At 45.4% G+C, this 26,621-nt stretch carries 26 protein-coding genes and 1 other annotated feature; of the genes, 20 read left to right on the top strand and 6 right to left on the bottom strand.

The window, feature by feature from the left end; translation table 11 throughout:
• The first annotated feature begins 195 nt into the window (after positions 1-195).
• The 4 genes from C8268_RS12260 (at position 196) to C8268_RS12245 (ending at position 4,199) form a co-directional block, all read left to right on the top strand.
• Complete coding sequence (locus C8268_RS12260) at positions 196-903, top strand: response regulator transcription factor (RefSeq protein ID WP_106767922.1); 708 nt, start codon at positions 196-198, stop codon at positions 901-903.
• Positions 900-2,306, top strand: a complete 1,407-nt coding sequence (locus C8268_RS12255) for a sensor histidine kinase (RefSeq protein WP_106767921.1) — start codon at positions 900-902, stop codon at positions 2,304-2,306. Before C8268_RS12260 ends, C8268_RS12255 begins: the two co-directional genes overlap by 4 nt.
• A gap of 83 nt (positions 2,307-2,389) precedes the next feature.
• The gene (locus tag C8268_RS12250; RefSeq protein ID WP_158702733.1) at positions 2,390-3,223 is read left to right on the top strand and encodes a PepSY domain-containing protein; all 834 of its coding nucleotides are present in this window, start codon (positions 2,390-2,392) and stop codon (positions 3,221-3,223) included.
• A gap of 136 nt (positions 3,224-3,359) precedes the next feature.
• Positions 3,360-4,199 (top strand): PepSY domain-containing protein, encoded by an 840-nt coding sequence (locus C8268_RS12245; RefSeq protein WP_158702732.1) that lies wholly within the window; start codon positions 3,360-3,362, stop codon positions 4,197-4,199.
• Between the two features lie 293 nt (positions 4,200-4,492).
• On the opposite strand, the gene C8268_RS12240 is transcribed toward C8268_RS12245, so the two are convergent.
• Positions 4,493-4,906 (bottom strand): ClpX C4-type zinc finger protein, encoded by a 414-nt coding sequence (locus C8268_RS12240; protein ID WP_106767918.1) that lies wholly within the window; start codon positions 4,904-4,906, stop codon positions 4,493-4,495.
• Between the two features lie 229 nt (positions 4,907-5,135).
• On the opposite strand from C8268_RS12240, the gene C8268_RS12235 reads away from it, so the two are divergent.
• The 5 genes from C8268_RS12235 to C8268_RS12215 all read left to right on the top strand — a co-directional run bounded on the left by C8268_RS12235 (position 5,136) and on the right by C8268_RS12215 (position 8,548).
• Positions 5,136-5,636, top strand: a complete 501-nt coding sequence (locus C8268_RS12235; RefSeq protein WP_158702811.1) for a GNAT family N-acetyltransferase — start codon at positions 5,136-5,138, stop codon at positions 5,634-5,636.
• An 81-nt stretch (positions 5,637-5,717) separates the two neighbouring features.
• A complete protein-coding gene (locus C8268_RS12230; protein ID WP_106767916.1) occupies positions 5,718-6,326 on the top strand; it encodes an RNA polymerase sigma factor in 609 nt (202 codons plus the stop codon).
• The gene (locus C8268_RS12225; protein ID WP_106767915.1) at positions 6,323-6,784 is read left to right on the top strand and encodes a hypothetical protein; all 462 of its coding nucleotides are present in this window, start codon (positions 6,323-6,325) and stop codon (positions 6,782-6,784) included. The genes C8268_RS12230 and C8268_RS12225 overlap by 4 nt, the downstream gene beginning before the upstream one ends.
• A 25-nt stretch (positions 6,785-6,809) precedes the next feature.
• Positions 6,810-7,922 (top strand): hypothetical protein, encoded by a 1,113-nt coding sequence (locus C8268_RS12220; RefSeq protein WP_106767914.1) that lies wholly within the window; start codon positions 6,810-6,812, stop codon positions 7,920-7,922.
• A gap of 98 nt (positions 7,923-8,020) precedes the next feature.
• A complete protein-coding gene (locus C8268_RS12215) occupies positions 8,021-8,548 on the top strand; it encodes a VanZ family protein (protein ID WP_106767913.1) in 528 nt (175 codons plus the stop codon).
• A gap of 51 nt (positions 8,549-8,599) precedes the next feature.
• Here C8268_RS12215 and C8268_RS12210 read toward each other — a convergent pair whose 3' ends face one another.
• The 4 genes from C8268_RS12210 to proB form a co-directional block, all read right to left on the bottom strand.
• Positions 8,600-8,893 (bottom strand): SdpI family protein, encoded by a 294-nt coding sequence (locus C8268_RS12210; RefSeq protein WP_106767912.1) that lies wholly within the window; start codon positions 8,891-8,893, stop codon positions 8,600-8,602.
• Between the two features lie 140 nt (positions 8,894-9,033).
• Positions 9,034-9,903 carry a pyrroline-5-carboxylate reductase gene (proC, locus tag C8268_RS12205; RefSeq protein WP_106767911.1) on the bottom strand — a complete coding sequence of 290 codons (870 nt, stop codon included), beginning with the start codon at positions 9,901-9,903 and terminating at the stop codon, positions 9,034-9,036.
• Between the two features lie 21 nt (positions 9,904-9,924).
• Positions 9,925-11,172, bottom strand: coding sequence for a glutamate-5-semialdehyde dehydrogenase (locus C8268_RS12200; protein WP_106767910.1), 1,248 nt, complete (start codon positions 11,170-11,172; stop codon positions 9,925-9,927).
• A 25-nt stretch (positions 11,173-11,197) separates the two neighbouring features.
• The gene (gene proB, locus C8268_RS12195; protein WP_106767909.1) at positions 11,198-12,301 is read right to left on the bottom strand and encodes a glutamate 5-kinase; all 1,104 of its coding nucleotides are present in this window, start codon (positions 12,299-12,301) and stop codon (positions 11,198-11,200) included.
• Positions 12,302-12,367: 66 nt separating this feature from the next.
• Positions 12,368-12,580, bottom strand: a binding site (T-box leader).
• Positions 12,581-12,739: 159 nt separating this feature from the next.
• Here proB and C8268_RS12190 point away from each other — a divergent pair.
• Positions 12,740-12,925 carry a hypothetical protein gene (locus C8268_RS12190; RefSeq protein ID WP_106767908.1) on the top strand — a complete coding sequence of 62 codons (186 nt, stop codon included), beginning with the start codon at positions 12,740-12,742 and terminating at the stop codon, positions 12,923-12,925.
• 124 nt (positions 12,926-13,049) lie between these two features.
• Here the strand turns inward: C8268_RS12190 and C8268_RS12185 are convergent, their stop codons facing one another.
• Positions 13,050-13,985, bottom strand: a complete 936-nt coding sequence (locus C8268_RS12185) for a LysR family transcriptional regulator (protein WP_106767907.1) — start codon at positions 13,983-13,985, stop codon at positions 13,050-13,052.
• A gap of 261 nt (positions 13,986-14,246) precedes the next feature.
• Here C8268_RS12185 and leuC point away from each other — a divergent pair, with 261 nt between their 5' ends.
• The 10 genes from leuC to C8268_RS12135 all read left to right on the top strand — a co-directional run.
• On the top strand, positions 14,247-15,671 hold the full coding sequence (gene leuC / locus C8268_RS12180; protein ID WP_106767906.1) for a 3-isopropylmalate dehydratase large subunit: 1,425 nt from the start codon (positions 14,247-14,249) through the stop codon (positions 15,669-15,671).
• A gap of 20 nt (positions 15,672-15,691) precedes the next feature.
• Positions 15,692-16,294, top strand: coding sequence for a 3-isopropylmalate dehydratase small subunit (gene leuD / locus C8268_RS12175; protein ID WP_106767905.1), 603 nt, complete (start codon positions 15,692-15,694; stop codon positions 16,292-16,294).
• Positions 16,295-16,504: 210 nt separating this feature from the next.
• Positions 16,505-17,956 (top strand): N-acetylmuramoyl-L-alanine amidase family protein, encoded by a 1,452-nt coding sequence (locus C8268_RS12170; protein ID WP_106767904.1) that lies wholly within the window; start codon positions 16,505-16,507, stop codon positions 17,954-17,956.
• A 37-nt stretch (positions 17,957-17,993) separates the two neighbouring features.
• Positions 17,994-18,677: a GerMN domain-containing protein gene (locus C8268_RS12165; protein ID WP_106767903.1), complete on the top strand. Its 684-nt coding sequence runs from the start codon at positions 17,994-17,996 to the stop codon at positions 18,675-18,677.
• A 227-nt stretch (positions 18,678-18,904) separates the two neighbouring features.
• The gene (locus C8268_RS12160) at positions 18,905-20,287 is read left to right on the top strand and encodes an N-acetylmuramoyl-L-alanine amidase family protein (RefSeq protein ID WP_106767902.1); all 1,383 of its coding nucleotides are present in this window, start codon (positions 18,905-18,907) and stop codon (positions 20,285-20,287) included.
• A 30-nt stretch (positions 20,288-20,317) separates the two neighbouring features.
• Entirely contained in the window at positions 20,318-20,935 is a 618-nt protein-coding gene (locus C8268_RS12155; protein WP_106767901.1) for a GerMN domain-containing protein, read from the top strand.
• An 80-nt stretch (positions 20,936-21,015) separates the two neighbouring features.
• Entirely contained in the window at positions 21,016-23,739 is a 2,724-nt protein-coding gene (locus C8268_RS12150; protein ID WP_106767900.1) for an S-layer homology domain-containing protein, read from the top strand.
• Positions 23,740-23,827: 88 nt separating this feature from the next.
• Positions 23,828-24,514 (top strand): endonuclease III, encoded by a 687-nt coding sequence (gene nth, locus C8268_RS12145; RefSeq protein ID WP_106767899.1) that lies wholly within the window; start codon positions 23,828-23,830, stop codon positions 24,512-24,514.
• A gap of 27 nt (positions 24,515-24,541) precedes the next feature.
• Positions 24,542-24,814 carry an NAD/NADP transhydrogenase alpha subunit gene (locus C8268_RS12140; RefSeq protein ID WP_106767898.1) on the top strand — a complete coding sequence of 91 codons (273 nt, stop codon included), beginning with the start codon at positions 24,542-24,544 and terminating at the stop codon, positions 24,812-24,814.
• Between the two features lie 245 nt (positions 24,815-25,059).
• A partial coding sequence (locus C8268_RS12135; protein WP_234032783.1) for a dynamin family protein occupies positions 25,060-26,621 on the top strand: 1,562 nt, incomplete at its 3' end.

The following is a 26,621-nucleotide window of genomic DNA, read 5'->3' as shown; positions in this document are numbered from 1 at the left end:
GCACGTACTTAACAGATCATAATAAAAACTATTCAACCCGGTACCGTATTGGTACCGGGTTTATTGTATACTGAGAATTATAAGAAATACATAAAAGTTAGAATGTTAAATTTAAGCGGCAGAAATGCTTCGCTATTGTACAAAATATGAAAAAGGATGTATAAATAAGGAAGGATTTGTAGGGAGGAAAGAGAAGTGAGCGAATCGATACTGGTTATTGAAGATGAAGATAAAATTGCTCGATTGCTCGAAATTGAGCTTGAATATGAAGGATACAAGGTTGGAAAAGCTGGCAGTGGAACAGAAGGATTAGAAGCATATCGTTCCGGTCGTTGGGATTTGATTTTGCTGGATATCATGCTTCCGAATATGAGTGGAATTGAAGTGCTGCGGCGAGTACGTCAGCAAGATTCTAGGGTTCCCGTTATTTTGCTGACAGCGAAGGATTCCGTAGAAGATAAAGTATCGGGTCTTGACCTCGGAGCGAATGATTATGTGACCAAGCCGTTTCAGATTGAAGAGCTGCTTGCAAGAGTAAGGGCAGCACTGCGACTCAGTCGAGCGGCCGAAGTGATTCCGTCTATTTCTGTGCCAGAGATGGAATGGCTCAGTGTTGCGGACCTAAAGCTAAACGAGCAGACAAGGGAGGTTATTCGGGGTGGTGACATGATCGACCTAACACCTCGTGAATACGATTTGCTTACGTTTCTGCTCAAGCATCAGCGGCAGGTATTGAGCCGTGAGCAGATTTTGCAGGCAGTATGGGGCTATGATTATTACGGGGATACGAACGTTGTGGATGTGTATATTCGTTATGTCCGTAAAAAAATCGACCATGGCCGGTCGCCGGAGCTGATTCATACGGTACGTGGAGTTGGATATGTATTGAAGGAGCAAACATGAGACTGAGAAGCAAAATTTATTTGTATTCCTCTGTACTATTCTCTATATTGCTTATTGCGGTGAACCTATCCGTTTATCTTCTGTTTCAATACATGTCTGTCAGTAATGAGATGAAGCGAGTTGAACAGGAAGCGAAGTCAACGGTAGAGGGGATACAGCAGTTCGCAGACTCTATTCCCCCGGATGATCTGCTGCGGGCTTTTCCTCCGCTAAACGGCATGATAAGGATCGTACATTCGGATGGAACAAGCTTTTCATCTACGTCACCTACAGAAGATCAGTTGATCGAGCTAAAACGCGAATACGACCCGAAGCGAAAGACAGAGCGCATTACGATGGACGGAAACGGTTATGTGTGGGTGTCGGTTCCGGTGATTTGGCCTAGCGGTGAAGTCGTTAACATACAGCTGGTGGAGAGCATGGCCGAAACGGAGAGTCGTCTTAAAACACTTCGATCCGTCCTGATTGGAGTTACGTTGATTGCGCTAATTCCGGCAATCTTGTCTAGCGGCATATTGGCCGACCGGGTGATGAACCCGATAACTTCGATGATCCGAACGATGAAGGATATCCTTATGAGCGGCCGTTTCAAGCGGTTAAGTTTGAAAGGTCCTTCCAAAGACGAGTTAACGGAGATGGGAGAGACGTTCAATCAGATGATCGACATGCTGGAAGCCAGTTTTGAACGTCAGGAACGCTTTGTATCCGACGCTTCCCATGAACTCAAGACTCCGCTGACGATTATAGAGAGCTATGCCAGTCTGTTGAAGCGCAGGGGCAAGGAGCGGCCGGAGCTTTTTGATGAAGCCGTTGAAGCGATTTTGTCTGAATCTATCCGTATGCGCGAAATGACCGAGCAGTTGCTGATGCTGGCGAGAAAGCCAGAACAGTGGAATGTAACTGTTGAAGCGGTTGATTTGTCCAAATTGACGGAGGAAACGGTTCGTGCATTTCGCAATGCGTATCACCGGGATATCTCTTTGATTGTGGAAAAATCGATTTGGCACAATACAGATCAGAGCAAGCTGAAGCAGCTTTTATTTATACTGCTGGATAATGCCCGTAAATACAGTAAGGAATCCATAACGGTTCGTGTTTATGAAAGTGATACCGAAAAATGGATTTCCGTAACCGATCAGGGCATCGGGATTCCAAAGGAAGAACTGGACAAGGTGTTTGATCGATTTTACCGGATTGACCCAGCTCGAACGCGAAAATCAGGGGCAGGTGGTTCTGGATTGGGGCTATCCTTGGCCAAAGATATTGCCGGTGCGATCGGGGCGAGAATTACGCTGGACAGTGAGGAAGGGAAAGGGACGACTGCATCTGTTGTTTTTTCGCTCGTCAATGAATCCAAAGCTTCAGATGGAAACTCAGGCTCCCTCCCCTCAAAGCGAAGTTAAATGATTAGCTTCGTTTCTCATGAAATTCTCATTTTTCTTCGATATACTGAGTAAACAGTAGAAATGATAACGAGGTGATGTCGATGAAGTTACGACGGCGCTGGGTTTGGCTTATAGGAGTTATCGTAGCTGCATCCACTGCTGTGCTGATGGTATGGCTGCCTTTTCGAACAGGTGATTCAATGTTGACCGTGCAAGCTGCAGAACAAACGTTGCTTGACCAATACGAAGGGGAAATTGAGGAAACGAAACTGAATCATGATTTTTATGAGTTGAAGTTACGTGCCGAAACCGGGCTTTATCATGTTGTCCTTGACGCTCGAACGGGCACTGTGGATTCCATTGAGCTGGTTGAAGCGGCGGAAGATACAAAACAAAAAACACTTTTAAGCCGTGATTATGTGAAAAACGATTTACAGAAACGGACAAAAGGCAGTGTAGATAAGCTTGAACTGACAGAAAGTAAAGGCAGACAGGTGTATGAGGCGGAAATCAAGATGAAGGATGGTTCAATACAGCAAGTCACAGTCGATCCGTATACAGGCGAGACGCTTTCGACTCGCACCATTCAACCGAAACCAAAGCCGAAGCCCAAGCCTAAACCCAATCCCAATACGAAACCCCAACCACCTGCTAACAAAGGCGGTAACAAACAAGGTAATGATGACAAAGAGCCCAAGATGCTGACAGAAGCAGAAGCATCCAGGATCGCTCTTGCTAAATATCCCGGTGAGGTGGAAGATGCAGAGCTTCGCGGTGTTGAAAAGGGTCGGCCATATTATCTGATCGAGATCGAACTGAAAGACGGTCGGGAAGTGACAGTGGAGGTCAATGCCATTTCAGGCAAAGTTGGCACAGTGATATGGAATGATGATGAACCGGACGATGATCAAGATGATGATGATGACGACAACTAATTTTTTGTATTCTGTGAATACTGATCCTGTTTTCTCATCAAATTCTAATCTTTCTCTTTCCGGAATCTCATTCGTTAAATGTAATCTTGTAAGTGTAGACAACAATTAATAATGGAAAATGAAGGAGGAACAAAAAATGTTGAAGCGTAAAATTTGGATTGGTGCATTGGCGGTGACGCTGCTGGCGGGAGGTACAGCGGTTGCTGCAAGCGGAGTAAATGCAGATAGTAAAACTAAACAGGGGAAGAGTTCTTATATTTCTGAAGCGCAGGCCAAAAAAGCTGCCCTCAAGGTAGCGAAGGGACATGTCGACGATGTGGATCTGGAATATAAAAATGGTAAAGCGTATTATGAAGTAGAGATCGAGCGGTCAAAAGGTGATGTGGATGTCCATGTTGATGCGGTGACTGGAAAAGTGCTGTCTGTTATCGATAGAGACCATGACGACGATGATCGTGACAAGCGAAAGAATGTGAAATACATTTCTAAAGCGCAGGCCAAAAAAGCTGCCCTTAAGGTAGCTAATGGGCATGTCGATGATGTAGATCTGGAATATAAAAACGGAAAAGCATATTATGAAGTAGAGATCGAACGGTCAAAAGGTGATGTGGATGTCCATGTTGATGCGGTGACTGGAAAAGTGCTGTCTGTCATCGATAGAGACCATGACGACGACGATGATCGTGATGTTCGGAAAAGTGTCAAGTCTTCACACGCCAAGATTTCCTCTAAGCAAGCATCTGATATTGCAGTTAAGGCTTTAGGTGGAGGAAAAGTGATCAAGGTTGAATTGGATGAGGATGATGGTCGATATATTTATGAAGTTGAAGTGAGAACCTCTAAGGGTGAGGCTGATGTTGATGTCGACGCCAAGACCGGAAAAGTCCTGTCTATCGATCATGATGATCACGATGACGATGATGATGACTATGATGATGATCACGACGATGATGATGATGACGACGATCGAGACTAATCGATTCGTTTAATATAAGTGATACACAAGAAAACCTTAAGTGCTGATTTTTTGCCTTGAGGTTTTTTTAGTTGTTTTGATAGAAGCGCTGGATGTTCGTGAACAGGAAGTTTTATATGTTGGTGACTCATTGACGGATGATACATGGGTGCTGTGAATGCCGGAATCGATTTTTGTCTCTACAATAAACAGGGACTAGCACTCCAAGAGGCTCACAACCCTAAATACATCATTCAAAACCTTGCTGAAGTTATGAGCCTGCTGAAGTGTGATGTTTAAATATAAATAGTTTTTCAACTTGTATGGTTCTCTGAATAGGACTTGATAACGTCTTCACCAAATTTCAAACAATGACTGCATATGGACACGCCAGGTCCGATTGCTAACTCACCAACTTCTTCTTTATTTTTACGGCAAAAAGAACAGGTTTTAACGGGGTCTATCGGAACATTGTTCATCGTTCTGCTGTTTTCCACTGCCCCGTAAAGCTCGTCAATGACTTTAGTTTCGATATAATCAAACTCGCCTTTTAATTTCAGAGCTATCGTTGTATAAGCAATAGACATTCCTTCATAAAAGCGCTGCCTTTCTACTTGCTGACTGCTGTGTACTTTCTCTTCACATACTTGACTTAATTTCTCTAATTCTAAGATCGTGTCTTCGATTTTTGCACCGCGGAAGGTCTTCTTTCTAAATTCCTGATCCATGCCAACCACCAATCCTTTCTTTTGTTTGTATACATTTGTATACATCTTGATTGAATTATATTCTATATATGATCCAAAGTTCCTCTTTTTCGCAAAAAAATGATATGACGGTTCATAGCGGAGCTGTTCTTTTTTTGTTACATCATCTAATCCGTTGCATTCTTCATTATGTTATTCTTAATAGTGTATATAGTATTTTCACACCGAAAGGGGACTGCTGATGGAAACAATAATCAGGTCTATTACCCTTAAAGATGCCGATGAGTTTCTGAGACTTCAAATGCAACTGGATGAAGAAACTTCATTTATGTTATATGAGCCCGGTGAACGAAGCTTGACGAAGGAATCACAAGAGCAGCGCATTAAAACGATCATGGCTTCTGGTCATTCTATGATTTTTGTTGTGGAAGCAGGAGACAGGCTTGTCGGATATATCGGAGGGTTTGGGTCTGCTCTAAAGCGGGTACAGCATTCGCTATATATCGTTATTGGAATTTTGCAAGAATATAGCGGTCAGCGTATCGGGACACGGTTGTTCCAAAAGCTGGAGACTTGGGCATACGAGAGAGAAGTGCACCGATTGGAACTTACGGTTATGTCGCACAATGAAAGGGCGATCTCTTTGTATCGATCGGCTGGTTTCGAAGTGGAAGGAATCAAAAAGCATTCGCTTGTTATCGAAGGACAATATATCGATGAGTATTATATGTCCAAGCTTTTGTCGGATTAATGTTCCTTTCATCCCTCGCATGAACGTCGAAAGACGTTTTTTTTCTTTGAAAATATACGAAAGTAAAGTTTTTTTAGAAAAGTGCAGGGGCAGGGCATATGTCTTGCGTCTATTATTTATGGGAAGGAGGGGAGAGCTATTGAGACAGAACGATTAATTACACGCATACTGCAAGGCGAGCAGGAAGCCTTTCGGGAGCTGGTAAACCTGTACAGCCAGCACGTGTTCCATACGGCATACTCGGTCCTGCGGGATGCCAAGGAAGCAGAAGATGCGTCTCAGGAAGTGTTTATCCAGGTATTCAAAGCTCTCCCTCAATACCGCTCTGAAGGATTTAAGACGTGGATCACCCGTATAACGCTTAACAAATCGATTGATTTAAAACGAAAAGTGGCGCGCCGCTCACCTGAACAGCAGGGAGAAGACGGAGAAGCGCTTGAGCGAATTCCTTCCCGGGACCCTGATACACTTTCTTATTTGATAAGCAAGGAAAAGAAGCAAGAGCTAATAAAAGAAGTGGGCAATCTGCCGAAGAATCATCGTGAGGTTGTCACTGCTTTTTACCTAGAGGGAAAAAATTACGAACAAATTGCCTCTGAGTTCGGTGTTACCGTTAAAACTGTTGAGTCTAAACTTTACCGGGCTAGACAATGGATTCGAAAGGCATGGAAGGAGGATGATTGGAAATGAACACTGCACATTCCGATTGGAAACAGCAAGCAGGCCGATATATCAGAGGGGAATGCTCTTCTGAAGAAGCGTCTTCATGGGAAGCGTTGATGCTGTCCAATGACAATGCTTTGAATGTATATATGCAGGTTATGGCTGAAATGGATCAGGATCTTCCTATGTTGGAAAACCCGGAATCGTTTGCTGACCGTGTGCTGTCTGACAAGGAAATCGTTCCTTATCAGCGCCGCTCTGTTCCGACTTCATCTGATCGTCCACGCAGATGGTATGAACGGCCGTTGTTTCATTATACGGTGGCCGCTTCCCTCACCATAGTATTTATGTTTTCAGGAGCATTTGACCGGTTGTTTCCGGAAAGTAAAAACCATCAAGTTCCGAAATCGTCTCAATCGGTTTCCTACAGTGAACAGTTGATGGAAAAAACGACAAGCTGGCTTGACCGACTGAAGTCTTATTAATCGAAAAAGGAAAGGATGATGCAGTGTGCAACCGCAACGCAATAAAGGGCTGGCTTTTATTATAAATGTGATTCCCGGACTGGGGCATTACTACTGGGGGAGAAGAGGACGGGCGCTCTTATATCCGTTTATATTTTTCAGTTTATTAATCGGTGGAGTTGTTCTCTCTATTGCAACGGCGGATGATGCTCCTTTCATTCTTGGCGTTATGGGAGCGTTTTTCATATGGGGGATCAATATGCTAGACTTGGTGATCGCGCTAATAAGATACACTCCAACGGTCATTGTACATGATGAATATGGCCGTCCAATCAGCGTACCTCAAGATAAAAATGAAGAAACCGAACGGTTCTACACGATCATTTTATCGATTATTCCTGGCTTAGGGCATTTCCAAATCGGCCTTATGCAGCGGGGATTATCATTTCTCATCTCCTTTTTCGGCTTGGCTACGATCTTGATGTTTTTAACGGGGCTCACGAACGACTTTGTATTTTTGATGTTTTTCGGCATGCTGCCGATCATTTGGCTGTATTGCATGTTTGATGTTGTGCAGCTTGTCCACCGCAAACAGGCCGGCGAATTTATTGAGGATCGGACTTTGTTCAATGAATTGGAGGCTGGTCGTGACGGAGGCCGACGCAGTAAAGTTTTCGCTACATTGCTTTCTGCTTTTCCAGGAGCAGGGCAAATGTATCTCGGATTACAAAAACGCGGTTTACAGATGATGGTTCTGTTTCTGGGGAGCATCTATGTCATGGATGTGCTGCGCTTATCCTTGTTTATGTTTCTAATTCCACTGATTTGGTTCTATTGTTTCTTTGATGGATTGCAGCAGGTAAGCCGTTACGGCCGCGAACCTCTTCGGGATAAACCGTTAATTTACAACTTTTCCAATCAGCAGAGATGGCTTGGATTAGGGCTGCTTATGCTCGGTCTCTATTTTGTTTTCTCAAGCGTTGTTCTTCCTTACCTTGAAAGTATGTTCCCGGACTTGGAAATCAGCTATCAGATCCGTAATTTCTTAAAAACCGCGATTGTATCTCTTTTGCTCATTGGCGGTGGAATCAAGCTGATGGTTGGATCAAAGAAAGAAAAGCGGAATGAGGGGTTTCCTTTTGATGAGTCAGAATATTAATGCATCAGACAGGCGGCAACGGTATGCCAGTGGAGGGTAGGAACGCGGTCGATGGGACTCTCAGAAGAAAATGTCAATAAAAATGGCAGGAGAAAAAAATGAAAAAAATGGTGTTATATTTCACAATAATTGTATATCTTTATCTGCTCGTAGATGTGATTATATTTAAAACCTTATCATCGCCGCTTGAATTGTTTGATTTCAACCGACCTTGGTTAAGGTCAGTCCATATGATTCCATTTAAAGATATGTGGGATGTAAACGCCTCTGTTGGCTCGAATAGAATCAATATACTTGGAAATATCGCATTGTTCATACCACTTGGAATTTATTTATCCATGTTATTTTCCAAGAATCAAAGCTCACTGGTCAAAAATATAGCAATCATCGCTTTGCTTAGCTTGTTTTTTGAACTATTCCAATTTATATTTGCGATCGGTGTGACCGACATAAACGATGTGATCTTGAATGTTTCTGGAGGGCTGTTGGGCATTTTAATATATAAGCTTTTGATTGTAACACTGAAAGAAGAAAGAGCGAAAAAGCTAATTATATCTTTAGGTGGAGTAGTAGCTGTTCTAATGGTTTTATTAGAAATGATACTGACGATAGTTAACCGTACTTGATAAGGATAGGAGATAACATTAAAAAATGTAAAACGAGCTGTGAAGCCCGTTTTACATTTTTTTTAACTTTTTTTCGATTAAAATATTGATCAATAGGAAGGAAATAATCGTACTGACGGCTGTTGTGGCAAAATGACCGGTTGTTGCGGCGATGAACAACAGAATGCTGCCAAAAATCATCATCAGCTGACTGCCGTATCGGTTTGCCGTTTTCCAGGTCCATTCATTTTTCATGGAAGAGTAGGTGCGATAGCCGTAAAATGCATTGATCTTTTTAGGTGGAAATAAAAACAACACAGCGCCCGAAATGAATAAAATCGCGCCTAAGGAAAGATTTAAAAGCATCCTGTCATAACCCTTTCATGATCGTTTCTTAATGATGAAAAGACTTGGCTAGCTGGCTTGAGACCAGGCGTTTGGCATTTTTAAAGGGACCTGCCTGATCCATCATTGATCGCTAGGCCCCGCTAACGGCCCCTCTTCAGCTATGAAGTTTGTTCTTTCAGCACAGCACCCATTTCGCGGGACCGCTCGACACAACGATTAACAGCCGAGATGACCGTTTCGAAAAAGTCCCCTTGATCCAGTCTTTCAAGAGCAGCTTGTGTTGACCCGTTCGGAGAAGTGATCTTGGCCCGTAAGACGGAAGGATGTTCGCCTGTAACCTGCACCATGCGGGCAGCCCCCAAGATTGTCTGAAGCGTAAGCTCTCTGCTTTGATCAGCTGTAAGTCCGCCCCGGATACCGGCAGCAGTCATCGCTTCCATCAAATAGTAGAAGTAAGCCGGACCGCTTCCGGAAATGCCTGTCAGAATGTCCATTTTATCTTCTTCAATAACCATTACATTTCCGACCGCTTCAAACAGGGTTAGTACCAGTTGCCGCATCGCATTATCTATATTTTTCGAAAAGGAGATGCCGGTTGTTCCCATTCCAATGGAACTGGAGGTGTTCGGCATCGTGCGTGCAAGCGGTTGTTTTTTGCCAAGAAGATTATGGGCTGTCTCAATGGATAGCCCTGCAATGACAGAAACGAGCAGCTGATCATCGGACAGAAGCGGGCCGAGTTCTTTTAAAGCTTTAGCTGCCTCTTTAGGCTTCATGGCAAGCACGATAACCGGAGAATGACGAAGAATATCCATCTTCTCTTGGACATCATTGCTGACCTTTACATGATAGCGCTCTTTCAGTTCCTGTAAGCGTACAGAGTTGCTTCGATTCAGCATCGTAATATCTTCAGGTCGCATAACTGATCGGCTTACGAGACCTTGTACAATAGCTTCGGCCATAGAGCCGGCGCCGTAAAAGGTGATTGCCTTTTCAATCAAAGGCCGATTCTGGGGAGATGTACACATATGTAGTTCCTCCTTCTTGGATTAATCTCTTATTTGACCATTGCCATGAATGACATATTTGGTGGACGTAAGGGCTGGCAGCCCCATCGGCCCGCGGGCGTGAAGCTTTTGTGTGCTGATGCCGATTTCCGCTCCGAAACCGAATTCGAAACCATCGGTAAAGCGGGTGGAAGCATTGTGATATACGGCCGCAGCGTCAACACCTTGCAAAAATCGTTCTGCATTGTCTTTTGATTCTGTAACGATGCATTCGGAATGCTTCGTTCCATAGGCTGCGATATGCTCCAAGGCTTCGTCCACACTATGAACCACCTTGACGTTAAGAACAAAGTCATTGTATTCCGTTGCATAGTCTGCTGAGGAGGCCAAGGACGCCCAAGGAACGATTTTGACAGTTTCTTCGCAGCCTTTTATCTCCACATTGAATTCCCGGAGCTTATCTGCAAGTTTTTCCAAATTTGTCTTCGCAAAATCCTGATGAAGCAGCAGCGTTTCCATCGCATTGCATACGGACGGACGCTGTACTTTGGCATTGATGCTGATGGCTTCAGCCATATCAGGATCGGCAGACGCATCGATAAACGTATGACAGATGCCCGCACCTGTTTCAATGACTGGTACGGTTGCGTTCATTACGACATTCTGAATGAGCGAGCTGCCGCCGCGAGGGATGATGACATCGAGCAGACCGTTTAACTTCAGCATTTCGTCAACCGAAGATCGGTTAGGATCTTCAATAAGCTGCAGTGCATCTTTGGGAAGTGCGGTATGAGTCATGGCCTCGTGCAGCACTTTTACGATCTTGCGGTTGGAGGAGAGAGCGGAGGAACCACCGCGCAAAACAACCGCATTGCCGGATTTAAGACATAGGCCTGCCGCATCAACCGTTACGTTCGGACGCGCTTCATAGATAATACCGATCACCCCGAGCGGCACCCGAAGTTTGGTAATATGGAGTCCGTTCGGACGTTCAATGACTTCAAGGGTATCGCCGATCGGGTCAGGCAGTTGTACGATTTGACGCAGTCCCTCGGCAATCCCTTCGATTCTGGCTTCATTCAAAGCGAGACGGTCAAGCAAGGCAGAGGAAATTCCCTGCTCTTTACCGCGGCGAAGATCTTCGGCGTTAGCTTCCATAATGTCTGCAGAACGGTTGGAAAGCGCATCAGCCATCGCCAAGAGAGCCTCGTTTTTTTGAGTGGTGTTCAGTTTGTTTAATACAGAGGCCACACTTTTTGCAAGCCCTGCCTTACTTCTTACTTCACTCATGGTTTCTTCCTCCAATCAATGGTTTTTATTTTAACGTTATCCATTCATCACGGTGTATAACCTCGAGTCGGTGAACTTCACCGATTGCAGAAATGACATGACTGCTGGGCAGACCGCGAATGGTTTGTAGCTGTTCCATGTCATAATTGACGATACCTCGTCCAAGTTTTTCGTTGTTGCTGTTCATTACCTCGACAACGTCTCCGGCTTGAAAGCTTCCTTCCACATTTTTGACACCGACGGGCAGAAGGCTGTGACCGCCGTGCAGAAGCGCTTCTTCCGCGCCGTCATCCACGATAATTCGCCCGATCGGGGAAGACATAAATCCCAGCCATTGTTTCTTCACGGGAAGGGAGGAAAGCTGAGTGGCGAAATAGGTGCCTTTGCCGCTGTTGTTCATAATGGATATCAGGTCGCCGTCGTTGTCCGCTTTGCCAATAAAAACAGGAACTCCGCCGCGCATAGCGATTTTGGCAGCATCAAGCTTGGATCTCATCCCGCCGGTTCCTACACTTGATCCGGCGCCTCCTGCAAGCGCGTAGATCTCGTCAGTGATTTCTTCAATTTCTTCAAAACGAACTGCATGAGGAGTTGTTCGCGGATCGGCGGTATAAAGTCCGTCGGTGTCCGTCAAAATAATAAGCTGGCAGGCTCGAACCAGGTTGGCCACAAGTGCAGACAGCGTATCATTATCGCCAAACTTGAGCTCGTCGATGGATACAGTGTCGTTCTCATTAATGATGGGAATGACACCCTGCTTCAGCAGCTCATCGATCGTCATGTTGGCATTGTTCATTCGTTTTCGGCTGGCAAAGTCCGCTCGGGTCAACAAGATTTGCGCTGCGATGTAACCTCTGTCTTCAAAAGCATTCTGATATGATGTCATGAGCAAGGACTGTCCGACAGCGGCGGCCGCTTGCTTCTCATGCAGCAGACGGGGACGAAACGGATAGCCGATTTTGCGGAATCCCGCGGCAACAGCGCCTGAGGATACGAGCAGCACTTCGTGTCCTGCTTCCCGAAGGGCTGCCAGTTCTGCCGCATAAAAGTTAATGGCATCAATGTTCAAACCACCCTCGGCACTCGTTAACGAGCTGCTTCCGATTTTTACAACGATGCGTGATGCCATCGTTATCACTTCCTCTGTATGATGTTAATTCTTGTATTCTAAAACAAAAAAACTTTCATCCTTAGTGCAAAGGACGAAAGTTGACTTCCGCGGTACCACCTTTATTGATGAAAAACTCACCCGGCTTGAGCCTTGTAACAGAAGGCACTGTCCGGCCTGTTAGGGCCAGCCGTTCGGGGGTAGGATTCGGAAAGCTGGCATGGCAAATTCTTGCAGCCCGTGGAATTTGCTCTCTGATCATGTCAAGATCTTTCTTACTGGTCCCGTCATCACGTTTAGTCTATCGTATTCGAATACTACTTGAAAGAATACCACAAGCATACATTGATTTCAAAGAAAAACCTTAGATTCTCCATCATGATAAATGGCAGAAGTGACGGTTTCATCTTTGGCTGAGCGGGTATACTACTTTTAATCCCGATCAAGGAGGTTGATGTGATGGCTAATAAGGACAAAGAGAACTACAGCAATGCGGAAAGTTCAAAAGAACAAAAGGATCAGTTTCGGGACTTTGTAGAAGATGTCGTCGGGGAGAACAATGGATTTGATGCATCCGTTCAGGATACGTCCCGAAACGTGGATCAACAGAACCGACTGATCGATAAGCATAATTTACGCAAATAACAGTTATTGAAAAAAAGAGGCTGCCTTCGGTGGGCAAGATGTGTTCTTTGCCAAAGCAGGGATCGAATCCTTCCGAATGTCAGTCTCTTTTTCTTGTTTAAATGATCGTCATTTTGGCTAGTGACTACAATTTGTCCTTGCTTCCTTCCGTTGCGAGGTCGTTCATAACCTCTTTAAAGGTTTCGATGAACGCCTCAGCAGCTTTGGACAAATATCGCCCGTTGCGATAGGCAACAACCAATGTTCGGCTTGGAACTGGCTCTGCAAGGGGCAAGAAAACAGGTATAAATTCGCTTCGCTTGGCCCGTGCGATAAAGTGGGGGACAAGCGTAACACCCATTCCTGTTGCTACCAGAGACTGGATCGTCTCGATGTTGCTGCTTTCAAAAACAACTTGGGGCTCAAAGCCGGCATCCCGGCACAGGTCGAAGGTCAGTTTGCGAAACCCTTGTCCTTTTTTCAATACGATAAATGATTCATCTTTAAGCTCTTGCAGGGTAACAGGCTCACCAGGATGATTCTGTGCTCGAAGGGCAAGGCGGTGCTGTGGAGGCACAGCCAGATCGATTGTCTCTTCACCCAAGGGAATCCACGTAAGAGACGGTTCCACAAGCGGAAGGGACAGCAAGCTGAGGTCAGTTTTACCGCTGGCAGTCAGCTTCTCCAAATTCAAAGAGGTGTCTTCCAGCAACGTAATCTCGATGTCCGGATAGGATTGCTTAAACGCTGGCAGCACTCTTGGGAGCAAGTGAGAGCCGGTAATCGGCATGCTTCCGACAACGACCTTTCCTTTACGAAGCTGTGAAATGTCAGACATTTCTTGACGGAGTTGTTCAACGGCATCCATAATTTTTTGAGCGTGTTCCACAAAGCTTGCCCCTGCATGGGTCAGTTCAACCGTGCTTGTATTACGCTGGAACAGCAATACACCAAGCTCTTTTTCCAGTTTCGATAATTGCTGGCTGAGTGAAGGCTGGGCAATGTGCAGTTTCTCAGCAGCTCTTGAAAAGTTTTTGTCTGCGGCGATCTGTAAAGTATATTGAAGCTGTCTTAGTTCCATTTGAGTCACTCCATTTATAGGCGTTACCTATTAATATTCCTATATTATATAGGAAAGTACGAACAAAATCTTCATCACGCTGTAGATCCCAGGTAGAATTCTGTTGAATGAAGCATTTTAGCTTATAGTTTTTACCTATTGCTTTTATAGATTTTATATCTTGGAACAATGAGTCCGGAGATGATATATTACAATCAATCGAAACAGAAGGGGAATCTCCTTCTTTTCACATGGATCGAATGAATTAATGGGGTGAAGATGATGAGTAAAAAGACGATGTTCGAAAAAATTTGGGATAACCACGTCATTCATCAGGAAGAGGGGAAGCCCAGCATCTTGTATATCGACCTGCATTTAGTTCACGAAGTGACTTCACCGCAGGCATTTGAAGGACTTCGTCTCAGCGGCCGCAAGGTACGTCGTCCCGAATTGACTTTTGCTACAATGGATCATAACGTTCCGACGAAAGATCGATACAACATTACCGACCCGATCTCCAAACAGCAGATCGATACGCTGACCCAGAACTGCCGCGACTTCGGCGTGACGCTGTATGATCTTGATACCGTTGATCAGGGTGTGGTTCATGTTATGGGGCCAGAGCTTGGCTTAACGCATCCTGGCAAAACGATTGTGTGTGGAGACAGCCACACTTCTACGCACGGCGCATTCGGTGCCCTTGCTTTCGGTATTGGTACAAGTGAAGTAGAGCATGTCATGGCAACACAATGTTTACAGCAAGCGAAGGCCAAAACGATGGAGGTTCGTTTTGTAGGAAAACGAAATCCTGGCGTGACCGCGAAGGATATGATCCTCGGCGTGATTGCCAAGTACGGTACGGATTTTGCTACAGGATATGTCATTGAATATACAGGTGATGCCATTCGCGAATTGACGATGGAGGAGCGAATGACCGTATGCAATATGTCGATCGAGGCCGGGGCTCGTGCAGGTATGATTGCACCGGATGAAACGACTTTTAATTATCTTCGCGGGCGTCAGCATGTACCGCAGGGAGAGGATTTTGAGCGCAGGGTTGAAGCATGGAAAGAGCTCGTAACCGATGAGGGTGCTCAGTTTGATGCTGTTGTGGAATTTGATGTGGAAACGCTCATTCCGCAAGTGACGTGGGGAACGAGCCCGGGGATGGGGACCGACATTTCGGCGGCTGTACCAGACCCTGCTGATTTTGCGACAGAAAATGAACGCAAGGCTGCTGAGAAAGCATTGGAATATATGGCTCTTGTACCTGGAACGCCTATGTCTGAAATCCCGATTGACTATGTCTTTATCGGCTCCTGTACGAACGGGCGCATTGAAGATCTTCGTGCAGCGGCGGCTGTAGCGAAAGGATATAAAGTATCCGACAAGGTAACGGCGATCGTCGTTCCTGGTTCCGGACGTGTAAAACTTCAGGCCGAAAAGGAAGGGCTGGATAAAATTTTTATTGAGGCGGGCTTTGAATGGCGTGAAGCAGGATGCAGCATGTGTCTGGCGATGAATCCGGATGTGCTGAAGCCAGGTCAGCGCTGTGCATCTACATCCAATCGTAACTTTGAAGGTCGTCAGGGACGGGGCGGCAGAACGCATCTTGTATCGCCTGCAATGGCTGCCGCAGCTGCAGTCAAGGGTCGATTTGTCGATGTGCGTGACTGGAAATTTGTCAGCGAGGAAGCTGCAGTCTAAGAAAGGACGGGGAGAAACCTATGCAAGCATTTACGAAATTAACCGGGGTCGTTGGGCCTGTAGATCGGGTTAACGTTGATACGGATGCCATTATTCCTAAGCAGTTTCTTAAGCGCATTGAACGGACTGGTTTTGGACAATTTCTGTTTTATGAATGGCGTTTTGATGAAGAGGGAAAGGTCATTGACAGTTTTTCATTAAATCAGCCTCGGTATCAGGGGGCTTCCATACTGATCTCCAGAGCGAATTTCGGCTGTGGCTCTTCGCGTGAACATGCGCCTTGGGCGATTTTGGATTATGGCTTCAGGGTCGTTATTGCACCTTCATTTGCTGATATTTTCTATAATAACTGCTTTAAGAACGGCATTTTGCCAATTAAGCTTTCAGAAGAGCAGGTCGAAGACTTGTTTCAGCGCACCACAGCACAAGAAGGCTATCAGTTAACCGTGGATCTGGAAAACAAGAGCATTACCGATGCACAAGGTTTGCATATTGAATTTGACCTTGATGAGCATCGTCGTCAATTTTTGCTTCAAGGTTTGGATGACATTGGTTTGACGCTTCAGCATGAAGGCAAAATTGATGCTTACGAGAAGAGGCATCATGATCGTTTGTTCGCCTGATGCAGGCCAGCTGACTCTACAAAAGGTTACAAGATTATTAAACTTCCATTTCCGGTGTGGGAAATGGAAGTTTTTTCTGATATTATGGATGTAATAGACAGCTTCTTTGATAGGGCGAGAAACATTCGATATCGCGGTATGTCCGAGAGTGGCCTGTAGCGGAACGCTGAGTTTGCATTTGCAAAAACATAAGATGGTTGAGGTGGATTCATGAAGAAGTTTAGTTTGCTGGGGTTTTTCATTGTTTTTTTACTAGCGTTTCCAAATGTAGGGGAAGCTTCCTCGGGTGATGCCAAAATATTTTTGGACGGGGAACAGCTGAATTTGGCGTCCGGTGTCAAGGTTGCCAATGTAAACAACAACATTATGATCCCGATTCGTGTCGTATCTGAGAACCTTGGCTTTAAGGTTAAATGGGATAAAGCTAGCCAATCTGTAACGGTGAAAAACAGCGATACAACGGTTAAGATGTTTATTGGAAGCAAGAGCGCAGAAATTGACGGACAACAGGCAAGTATGAATATCGCACCTATGCTGAGTAAACATACTACGCTGGTGCCGCTTCGTTTCGTAAGCAGCGAGATGGGTATGAACGTGAGATGGGATAACGAGATGAAGGCTGTATTTCTGTCATCAGGAGAAAATGAGCCGCCTTCCCGCTCGGGACAGGATGGGGGAGCAACACCATCCAAGCCTGGAGACAAGGCGCCGGGTAAATCAACGGGTTCAGCTGTTTCTCCCAAGCCAGAAATATTGGCTACTGTAGATGGAATCAGCTTTAGCGAGAACCAGTTGATGATTTCAACGAGCAGCCGGGTCACACCTAAAGTTTTTCAGCTGAAAGGGCCTGATCGTATTGTCGTAGATTTGCCGAATACCGCATTTTCAAATATTTTCGGAACTGAACATATGATGAACGCTCAGAACAGTGGAGAGCTGGTAGTTACAGAGCATCCGGAAGTGTCCCAAATCCGGTATTCATTATTTAGTGATTCTCCTTCTACCGTACGTGTCGTAATACAATTGACAGCACCTGTGAATTATACTGTTTCTACGGACAACTCAGGTCTCATATTCATTGATCTCGGTGCTGCGGATTCAGTGCCTGTACCTCAGATCGATTCGGGCAATAAAGTTGTAGTGATTGATGCAGGCCATGGCGGCAGTGCTCCGGGTAAAGTTAGTGTTACAGGGAAATATGAGAAGGATTTTAATCTTTCGCTCGCCCAGAAAGTAGAAGCGCTGCTCCAAAAAGAGGAAGATATAGATGTCGTTATGACTCGAACGGATGATTCTACCATTAGTCTTAGCGAACGGTCAGAATTGGCAAACCGCCTGAATTCGAATATCTTTGTATCGATTCACGGCAACGGCCACGGTACTAGCAGCCCGAATGGAACAGAAACGTTATATACACGCGATGCCAGCCTCGAACTTGCAAATACTATACATAAACATTTGATCAAAGCGACCGGACTTAAAGATCGTCGTGTCAAAAAGCAAAATCTTCATGTGACAAGAGAGACAAATATGCCGGCGGTTTTATTGGAAATCGGATTTTTGAGCAACAAAGGTGATGAAGCACAAATGTTTGATGAAGAATTTCAAAATCGTGTTGCTGAGGCCATCGTAAATGGTATTAAAGAGTATCTCAAAGTATAATATGGTTATATGTTCTAACTACAGAGGGGGACAATCAATGAACAGGAAGTATTTGCTTACAGGCCTGTTGGCACTTGTTCTGGCCGTGAGTACCGGTTGCGGCGAGAAGCCAGCAGCAGCCCCTAGCGAGCCAGCTCAGCAGCCATCTGAAGAAGTTCAAGCACCGGAGACGGATCAAAATGACGCACCTGATGTTGATCATGATAATGAGCAGCCTAGCGAGAGCGTAGACAATGTTCAAGGCGGGCCGAAAGAAGTTCCAGCTGAGAACAGAAATTCTGGAACGCAGGAAAAACCAGCGGGCGATAAAGAGAACGCCTCTCAGGAAAAGAAAGCTACGATTGACCTTTATTATACGGACCCGGAATTATTGGATTTGAAAAAAGCCTCCGGTGAAATCACGTTCACTGATCAAGAAAACAAATATGCCAAGGCTTTTGAAGGTCTGCAAAAGAGCGCAGATGAGAAGCTCGTTCCACTGTGGCATGATTCCATTAAACTCATATCGATCAAATTCGATAAGGGAGCTTTGACGCTGGATATCGTTATGCCACCAGAGGCGAATCTCGGATCAGGCGGAGAATTGTTTGCTATTGAAGCTCTGAAAAATACATTTTTTCAGTTTGAAGAAGTAAAATCGATCCAGTTGTTGGTGGAAGGAAAGAAAGTCGAAAGTTTAATGGGTCATGTTGACTTGGAACATCCGATGACTCGCAAGTGAAACTGATTTTACTGAACTCTATCATTTTTGAATGATCATACTTTCATATTTACGCAAGACTAAACTCCTATTTCTATTAAAGAAATAGGAGTTTTTTTGGTAACAAGGGAATAATTTCGCAACTTTTAGGGCCTAAGTGCGTCTAGTATTTGTCGGGTAATGTCGGACAGGCCGGGTTGCAGTAAACGCCAATCTATGACAAAACAACAGGATGGTAGGGGTGAAGGATGAAGAAGTTCGGTTTTTTATTGTTTCTGTTTGTCTTCATGGTGGCTTTTCCTAAGGGGGCGGATGCGAGTTCATATAGTGCCAAAATTTATCTTGACGGTACCGAATTGAACTTGTCCTCTAAAGTTAAGGTGGAAAATATCAAAGGGACGGTTATGGTACCGATCCGTGTAATCTCTGAAAACTTGGGCTACTCTGTAGGCTGGAAAAAGTCGACTCAAACGGTTACTGTCAAAGGAAATGGAACGACCGTTGAGATGGTTATCGGCGACAAGACGGCAAAGGTTAACGGACAGCGGGCAGAGATGACAAGAGCTCCGATATTACGTGGCGGTACAACGATCGTTCCGATCCGTTTTGTCAGTGAACAGATGGGCCTTAACGTGAAATGGGATAATCAGAAAAAGGCTGTTTATCTTACTACCCCGACAACTGTTAACCCAAACCCTGGGGAGGGAAATGATAATTTGTCCACCGTGGACGGCATTAGCTTTAGCGAAAACCGTCTGACGGTAGCAGCGACAGGTACTGTTAAGCCTGAACTTATGAAGCTGAGCAGTCCACATCGAATTGTAGTTGATATTCCGAATGCGAAGTTTTCTGAATCGTTCCGCAAAAACAATGATCTTAATGCCAGTCTGAACGGTGAACTATCAGTTACGGGGCATCCGGATGTAAAGAAGGTTCGATATTCGATATTTAAAAACAATCCTTCAACTGTCCGAATTGTAATTGACCTGAGCAAAGCTAAAAATTATACGCTTCACGGTCCGAAGAACGGTACCGGCTCGTTCAGTGTAGAATTAAACACTTCTACAGAGCCTGCACCAGCACCGGGTGCTGGAGGCAAGAAGCTGGTTGTCATCGATGCTGGTCATGGCGGCAGGGACCCAGGAACGATAGGTGCAACGAAGAAGAAAGAGAAAGACTTTACCCTGGCACTAGCTTTGAAAGTCGAAAAGCTGCTTAAAAAAGAAAAGAATATTGACGTTGTTATGACTCGCAGTGATGACACTTTCATTGAATTGAAGGATCGCGCTAAATTGGCAAATGATTTGAAAGCAGATGCTTTCGTATCGATTCATGCCAACAGCGGGCCTTCTTCGGCATCAGGCACGGAAACCTATTGGCAAAGAGAGTCGAGCGAAGAGCTGGCTAAAGTGTTACACAAGCATATGGTCGAAGCGATGGGAATTCGGGATCGTGGTGTAAAATACGGTAATTTCCATGTTATCCGTGAAACCAAAATGCCAGCGGTACTGCTTGAAGTTGGATTTATGAGCAACAAGAGTGATGAAAGCAAACTGTTTAACCCGACCGTTCAAAACAAGTTGGCCGAGGCAATCGTTGACGGCCTGAAAGAATATTTAAAAGTGAAGTAATCATGACCGATCAATTCAGGAGGTGGGCATATGAACAAAAAAATATGGACCGTTGGATTGCTGGCGGCGGTGATGGTGTTTGGAGCCGGTTGCGGAGAAAAGCCCGAAACTGCTCCCGGTAATGCACCAGAACAAAATACATCAACAGCGCCCTTGCCTGAAGCCGATCCTGCTCCTTCGCAGTCAGCTGAGGAAAATCCGGGATCGACGAGTGGAGCTGGCGGCAACCAAACGCCTGATCAGTCACAGCAAAAGGAAAAGAAGACGGAAACAATTACGGTATATTATACCGATCCGGACGTGATGGATTTGAAAAAAGGATCTTCAAAAATTACGTTTGGTCAAGAAAGCGAGAAGTATGAGGCTGCATTTGAAGCGCTGAAAAAAAGCGATAGTGCCGATCTGGTTCCATTATGGGAAAAGGTCACGCTGAATTCTTCCACATTTGAAGGCGGGAAATTGACGCTTGATCTTCATATTCCGGATGAAGCCCGATTTGGTGCTGGTGCGGAAGAACTCGCAGTGAATGCACTTAAAAACACGTTCTTTCAATTTGAAGAAGTAAAATCGCTTCAATTGCTTGTCGATGGCAAGCAGGTAGAAAGCCTGATGGGACATGTTGATTTAGAAAATCCTGAAACCCGGTAATGACGGTTGGAAGGAGATCACGATCTGCTGTCGAATAAAGTAATGTTAGAGGAAACAGCAGTAACGAGAGGGGAAGCAAAATGGTATCAAAACGAAGCAAACATTATCATTCCAAAAAAGTGGTCTCCGCCGTCATGGCCGGACTCATGGTATTAGGAGCAGGCGCTTCCGCAGTAGCCGTAGATATTGCACCTGCAGCTGCGAACGCCGCTGCTCCTGGAGTCAAACTCTTTAATGACGTGAAATCAGGTTATTGGGGAGAAAAGTACATTTACAAATTGGCTGCACAAGGGATCGTTACGGGAAATAACGGCAAGTTTCGCCCTAACGACCCGGTAACACAACAAGAAGCTGTTACGATGGCGATTCGTTTCTTGGATTTACAGGTGAATGACAGCACCGGCGCGTCCACGGCATTACCGACAAATATGAAAGTTAATAATTTCTTTATTCCGTACGTAGAATTGGCGCTTCAGGAAAACCTGCTTGACAAGAAAAAAGAATCCAAGTATTCAGACTCGAAAGTAACCTGGGGGGCTAAAAAAGCGACCCGGGAATGGGTAACGGAAGTGTTGGTGCGTTCGATCGGGCGTACATCGGATGCGCAAGCTGCAAAGAGCAAAGCAACAGGCTTTGCTGATCACGACAAAATTTCTCCGGATCGAGTCGGTTATGTCAGTGTCGCCGTTGATTTGGGCCTCGCACAAGGTGTATCCGGCAACAAATTCGACCCGCAGGGTGAAGTAACACGTGCGCAAATAGCGACTTTCTTTAGCCGCGCTCAAGCTTACATAGACGTCAATTATGATAATCAATACGAAGGCTATGTTACGAGCATTGGCGATGGTAAGCTCGAGATTTATGTTGACGGTAAGCCGCAAGTATTTACGCTGAGTGAAACAACGGCTTATTTTGAAAAAGATTCATCTAAAAGAAAATCCCTGTCTGATATCAAGCCGTATACCCAAATCATGGTGATCGGTAAAAACAACAAAGCGGATTATGTAGAAATTTTGGACCCAACTCCACAAGTTGAGTCGTTCGAACGGGTTTATGCCCGTCTATCGCCAAATCATGTGATCTGGTTTGATTCCAACAATACATTTGAGGAATTAACTTATGATGCTGACACAATGTTTTTAGATCAGAACGGCAACAAAATCGATCCGAAAACGATGGCACCTGGTAGTGTCGTAACGGTTGAACGAGAGACTTTCACTCCGCAAAAACGGATTGTAGCCATTCGGGTGAAAGACGGTCTTGTTAACAAAACGGCTTCCGGAACAGTACAAGCCGTAGACAGCGTGAACAAAACCATATCGATTAAAGACAGCACCAGCGGCGCTGTTGATACATTGAAATGGGATGACAGCACGTTGATCAAGTATCAGAACGAATTGCTGAGTCCAACAGAACTGAAAGCTGGTTCTGTCGTGAATTATACGGTAGAAAACAGCATTCTGCAGAAGGTGGAATTAAGCCAAAGCGTAGGTCGTAACGTAACGGCTATGCTTTATAACGTAGAGAGCAATGGCAAGACCATTACGTATAAACGGGATAACAGCACACAGCTGGAAACGAAGTTTCTTGTTGAAAAACCTGAGATTGTAATCAATGGAATGGTGAAGCCAACCCTTAATGATCTCATAGCGGATGCGGAAGCTGGCGACAAAGTTGAGCTTACCATTAACGGAGAAGAAAAAGTTACAAAAATCGAAGTGTTGGGACGACAAATAGAGCAAATGAACGCCGCAACGGTCGTTTCCTACGATGCGAAAAAGCGCTGGCTGGTGGTTAGCGATGAGAAGAGTGCACCGAAAGTTATCATCATTGGTGATAAAACGAAGCTGGACTCTCCGGCAGGAAACACCCTGTCGGCTATTGAAGCGCAGCTGGTACCTGGACGCAAGGTTGATGTAAGCTATATTGGTGATCGAGCTCTTTCGTTAGAGATCGTACACAAATATGAAGGTACGGTAACCGCAATTAACGCTTCAACTCGAACACTTACGATTCAGACAGCTGACGGGCAGAGCCTAAACATCCCTTACAGCCTGCCAAGAGTAGAACGTTATGAAAAACCGGTTGCTTCCATGTCTGATATTAAAATTGGTGATCAGGTGGTTGTACAGCTCTCGAACAACCAGGAAACGTTGTCCAGCCTGAAGACGAAAGATTCCATTCAGTTTGAGGTTGTTTCTACCGATCCGTCATATAACCGAATCCGGGTCAAACACAAAGGGATCACAAGTGAGTTTTATACGGATAAAGTTGTTATGACAGATGAGAGCGGGCAGACGATTCGTGTGAGTGATCTTCGTCCGGGGACGCTGATCAATGCCAGCTTTGTAGGAACAACGCCTGTAGCAGTTCAGGCCGTTAAATTGACGCTTGGCGAGGTTGTGCAGGTGGATGGAGCCGGGTCCAAGCTGACCGTTAAAGAATTCAATGGAACCAACCAAACCATTGATACAGCTGGAAAAGTCAAAGTTGTTCGCGGCGGTGCAGTTTCTACGAATTTAAACAGTGTCACTGTGAATGATCGAGTAGAGGTGCGTAAGGATGTTGACGGTACAACCGTAGTAAACGTTCTGGATTCGATGAGCCGTTCTTTCTGGAAATATAGCAACGGTGATGTATTTGTAAAACGCAAATATACTACCGATTCGTATCGTTTCCCGGCGGCTGAAAACATGTATGTTCACCAGGGAGATCAGAACTTATCCGTGCAATCCCTGAAAGAAAATGATAATATTGTACTGTATTTCAACAACGGAAACGTTGTGGAGATCGTGAAGCAATAGTTTTTCACGCTTGGAAATACACGAGAAACACCGTCTTGATGCGGGGCTTTGTCGCATCAAGACTTTTTTTTGCGGGAGGGATCTTGTTATGAACTCGGCCACGGTACGACATATACTTGATACGATGGAAGAGATGTTTCCGGATGCGCACTGCGAGCTGAATCATGAGAATGCATTTGAACTGACCATTGCTGTTTTGTTGTCGGCTCAATGTACGGATGCAACGGTGAACAAAGTGACGAAGGATCTGTTTCGGAAATATAAAACACCGCAGGATTATATTTCGGTACCGATTGAGGAACTGGAGCAGGATATCCGGCGAATCGGGTTGTATCGTAATAAGGCGAAACATATCCAAAACCTGTGCTGGATGTTGATTGAACAGTATGATGGTGAAGTGCCTCGATCCCATGAGGAGCTCGTAAAGCTTCCGGGTGTTGGACGAAAAACCGCGAATGTGGTCGTATCCAACGCTTTCGGCGTACCTGCGATTGCAGTGGACACGCATGTGGAGCGTGTTTCCAAACGGCTTGGTCTTGCAGGCTGGAATGATAGCGTGCTTGAAGTGGAGAAGAAGCTGATGAAAAAAGTACCGCGTGAGGAGTGGACGATTACGCATCACCGGATCATTTTTTTCGGCAGATATCACTGTAAAGCTCAAAGTCCCCAGTGCGAGATTTGTCCGCTGCTGGATGTATGTCGTGAAGGAAAAAAGCGTATGAAAACGTCCAAGGTCAGGAAGAATAAGGAACAGAACGCAAACAGTAAGAAATAGACAAGTAGGAAGAGGATGGGATCAAACATGAAATGCATCTCCGTATATACGGATAACTTTGAATTGTTCTCCGATATTTTTGAGCAAGTGATGGAGAACCCGCTGGAAGAAAATGAGGAAAAAGAATTGGAAGGCATAACATACAGCAATTCGGGAGAAGCTCCGGAAAATTATGTGGAGCGGATGGCCCAAAAAGCTGAGGTTGTTGTTATGCGAGATAAATCAAGAGGTTTGACCATCCTTCAGCATGGCAGTGTCTTTGAAATTCTGATTCCGGGTGCGGATAACGCAACCTTGTAAATCATACGCAGCATGACAAAAGATCGACCCCGACATGGGGTCGTTTTTTTGTGCAATTACAACTAAATGCCCCATTTCATTTCAAATAAAAGGCACATTTCAGCCTATGAAAAGGGCGAAAAGGCAGTTTCTTCTTATTTTTATCGAAGAAGGGTAATGTCTTTATGAGCGGGTAATGTTACAATAAAGTGACGCAGTTATTGTGACATTTATTATAGATATTTTGAACAGGAGCGAGGTTGACATTGAAGGTAATCACTGAACATGAAACCGGATACAGCACCGGCTGGCTTGAAATGGTTCGAGATCGTTTTGTGGAATGGAATGATGAGTCGTCTGCGGCTCTAATTGAAGATTTGACGCGCAAGCAAGCTGCCGCTGAGCTAACGATTGCATTTTGCGGGCATTTCTCGGCTGGGAAATCCAGCATGATCAACGCCCTTTGCGGTAAAAAGGTGCTGCCATCAGGACCTGTTCCGACAAGTGCCAATGTCGTGACGATCCGCAGAGGTGCTTCCAGAGCTGTTATTTATCGTCCGGATGGCGCTTTGATGGAAACGCTGAATGTAAGCACGGAGGAACTTGCGGCTTATTGCAAGGAAGGCGGAGAATATTCTGCGATTGAAGTATGGGATGACGTTCCGATTTTGGGCAGTCATGGTGTGCTGATGGATACACCGGGTGTCGATTCGACGGATGACGGACACCGCCAGGCGACACATTCGGCTCTTCATATGGCAGATGTTGTTTTTTATGTGATGGATTACAATCATGTGCAGTCTGAAAGCAATTTAATGTTTGCCAAAAGCTTGTCCGATTGGGGCAAACCGCTGTATTTGATCGTGAACCAGATTGATAAACACCGTGATGAGGAATTGTCATTATCCTCTTATCTGGATGATGTAAAGAAGGCGTTTGCCCAATGGAAGGTTCAATATCGTGGCTTGATGTGTGTTTCTTTAAAAGTATGGGACCATCCTTACAATCAATGGGAACAATTACAAACGGTGATCGGCAAGCTGTTAGAACAAAGAGAAGAGCTGCTGCAATATAGTGTGGCATGTTCTGTACGTCATGCTGCAGATCAACACGCAGAAGCTTATGTGCGCAGTCACCAGGAAGAAAAGGAACAGTTGCTGAGCGAGATGGGCGGAGAAGAAGCGGCTGCGGCCTTACAGGCTCGGGTGAAAGAGCTGGAGCAAGAACGCGATAAACTGAAGCAGCTGCCAGGCGAGGTTAGAACCGTGGTTCGCCGGGAAGGGGATCATCTACTAGGCAACGCGAATCTGATGCCGGCGGACATTCGGGATTTGGCCATGTCTTTTTTGGAGAGTCGCCGAAGCGGGTTCAAGAAAGGATTCTTGTTCACTTCTTCCAAAACGGAGGAAGAGCGAAGCAAACGGCTTGAAGTGTTCCATCAACGGTTGACAGAGCAAATGACGGCTCAAGTGGCTTGGCATATTCGAAGTTTGTTCAGATCGTACGTAGAGCGTTTTGAGCCTTGGAGCAAGCAATGGGATGAGATCATGGATAATCATCTTCCGACTCTTTCTGCAGAAATGATGACAACTACGGTTCATCCGGAAGCGACGCTATCCGGGGAGTATGTGCTCAATTACTGCAAGCTGCTGTCCGAGGAAATCAAGGGCAGCTATCGCCGCGCCGTGTCGGAGCTTTCTGACCGGCTGCGGGCTTTGGCAGCGGACGATACTGCCGTCCGCTTGCAGGAGCTGGAGCGCCAGCACGCGGAGCTGCTGGCGCAATCGTCGGCTTCCGCCCGCTACGCTGCATTGCAGCGCGCGGAAGC

The sequence above is a fragment of the Paenibacillus faecalis genome (genome assembly GCF_900289175.1).
Taxonomy (GTDB): domain Bacteria; phylum Bacillota; class Bacilli; order Paenibacillales; family Paenibacillaceae; genus Paenibacillus_AQ; species Paenibacillus_AQ faecalis.
This window is presented reverse-complemented; position numbering and strand designations above follow the sequence as displayed.

Coding starts and splice junctions, on each gene's coding strand:
- C8268_RS12240 (WP_106767918.1), bottom strand. CDS start 4,906: ATGGATCAGGAATTTAGAAAGAAGACCTTCCGCGGTGCAAAAATCGAA.
- C8268_RS12185 (WP_106767907.1), bottom strand. CDS start 13,985: ATGGAACTAAGACAGCTTCAATATACTTTACAGATCGCCGCAGACAAA.
- leuD (WP_106767905.1), top strand. CDS start 15,692: ATGCAAGCATTTACGAAATTAACCGGGGTCGTTGGGCCTGTAGATCGG.
- proC (WP_106767911.1), bottom strand. CDS start 9,903: ATGTGTACATCTCCCCAGAATCGGCCTTTGATTGAAAAGGCAATCACC.
- C8268_RS12255 (WP_106767921.1), top strand. CDS start 900: ATGAGACTGAGAAGCAAAATTTATTTGTATTCCTCTGTACTATTCTCT.
- C8268_RS12225 (WP_106767915.1), top strand. CDS start 6,323: ATGAACACTGCACATTCCGATTGGAAACAGCAAGCAGGCCGATATATC.
- C8268_RS12150 (WP_106767900.1), top strand. CDS start 21,016: ATGGTATCAAAACGAAGCAAACATTATCATTCCAAAAAAGTGGTCTCC.
- C8268_RS12160 (WP_106767902.1), top strand. CDS start 18,905: ATGAAGAAGTTCGGTTTTTTATTGTTTCTGTTTGTCTTCATGGTGGCT.
- C8268_RS12210 (WP_106767912.1), bottom strand. CDS start 8,893: ATGCTTTTAAATCTTTCCTTAGGCGCGATTTTATTCATTTCGGGCGCT.
- C8268_RS12200 (WP_106767910.1), bottom strand. CDS start 11,172: ATGAGTGAAGTAAGAAGTAAGGCAGGGCTTGCAAAAAGTGTGGCCTCT.
- C8268_RS12155 (WP_106767901.1), top strand. CDS start 20,318: ATGAACAAAAAAATATGGACCGTTGGATTGCTGGCGGCGGTGATGGTG.
- proB (WP_106767909.1), bottom strand. CDS start 12,301: ATGGCATCACGCATCGTTGTAAAAATCGGAAGCAGCTCGTTAACGAGT.
- C8268_RS12140 (WP_106767898.1), top strand. CDS start 24,542: ATGAAATGCATCTCCGTATATACGGATAACTTTGAATTGTTCTCCGAT.
- C8268_RS12245 (WP_158702732.1), top strand. CDS start 3,360: ATGTTGAAGCGTAAAATTTGGATTGGTGCATTGGCGGTGACGCTGCTG.
- leuC (WP_106767906.1), top strand. CDS start 14,247: ATGAGTAAAAAGACGATGTTCGAAAAAATTTGGGATAACCACGTCATT.
- nth (WP_106767899.1), top strand. CDS start 23,828: ATGAACTCGGCCACGGTACGACATATACTTGATACGATGGAAGAGATG.
- C8268_RS12190 (WP_106767908.1), top strand. CDS start 12,740: ATGGCTAATAAGGACAAAGAGAACTACAGCAATGCGGAAAGTTCAAAA.
- C8268_RS12170 (WP_106767904.1), top strand. CDS start 16,505: ATGAAGAAGTTTAGTTTGCTGGGGTTTTTCATTGTTTTTTTACTAGCG.
- C8268_RS12250 (WP_158702733.1), top strand. CDS start 2,390: ATGAAGTTACGACGGCGCTGGGTTTGGCTTATAGGAGTTATCGTAGCT.
- C8268_RS12165 (WP_106767903.1), top strand. CDS start 17,994: ATGAACAGGAAGTATTTGCTTACAGGCCTGTTGGCACTTGTTCTGGCC.
- C8268_RS12215 (WP_106767913.1), top strand. CDS start 8,021: ATGAAAAAAATGGTGTTATATTTCACAATAATTGTATATCTTTATCTG.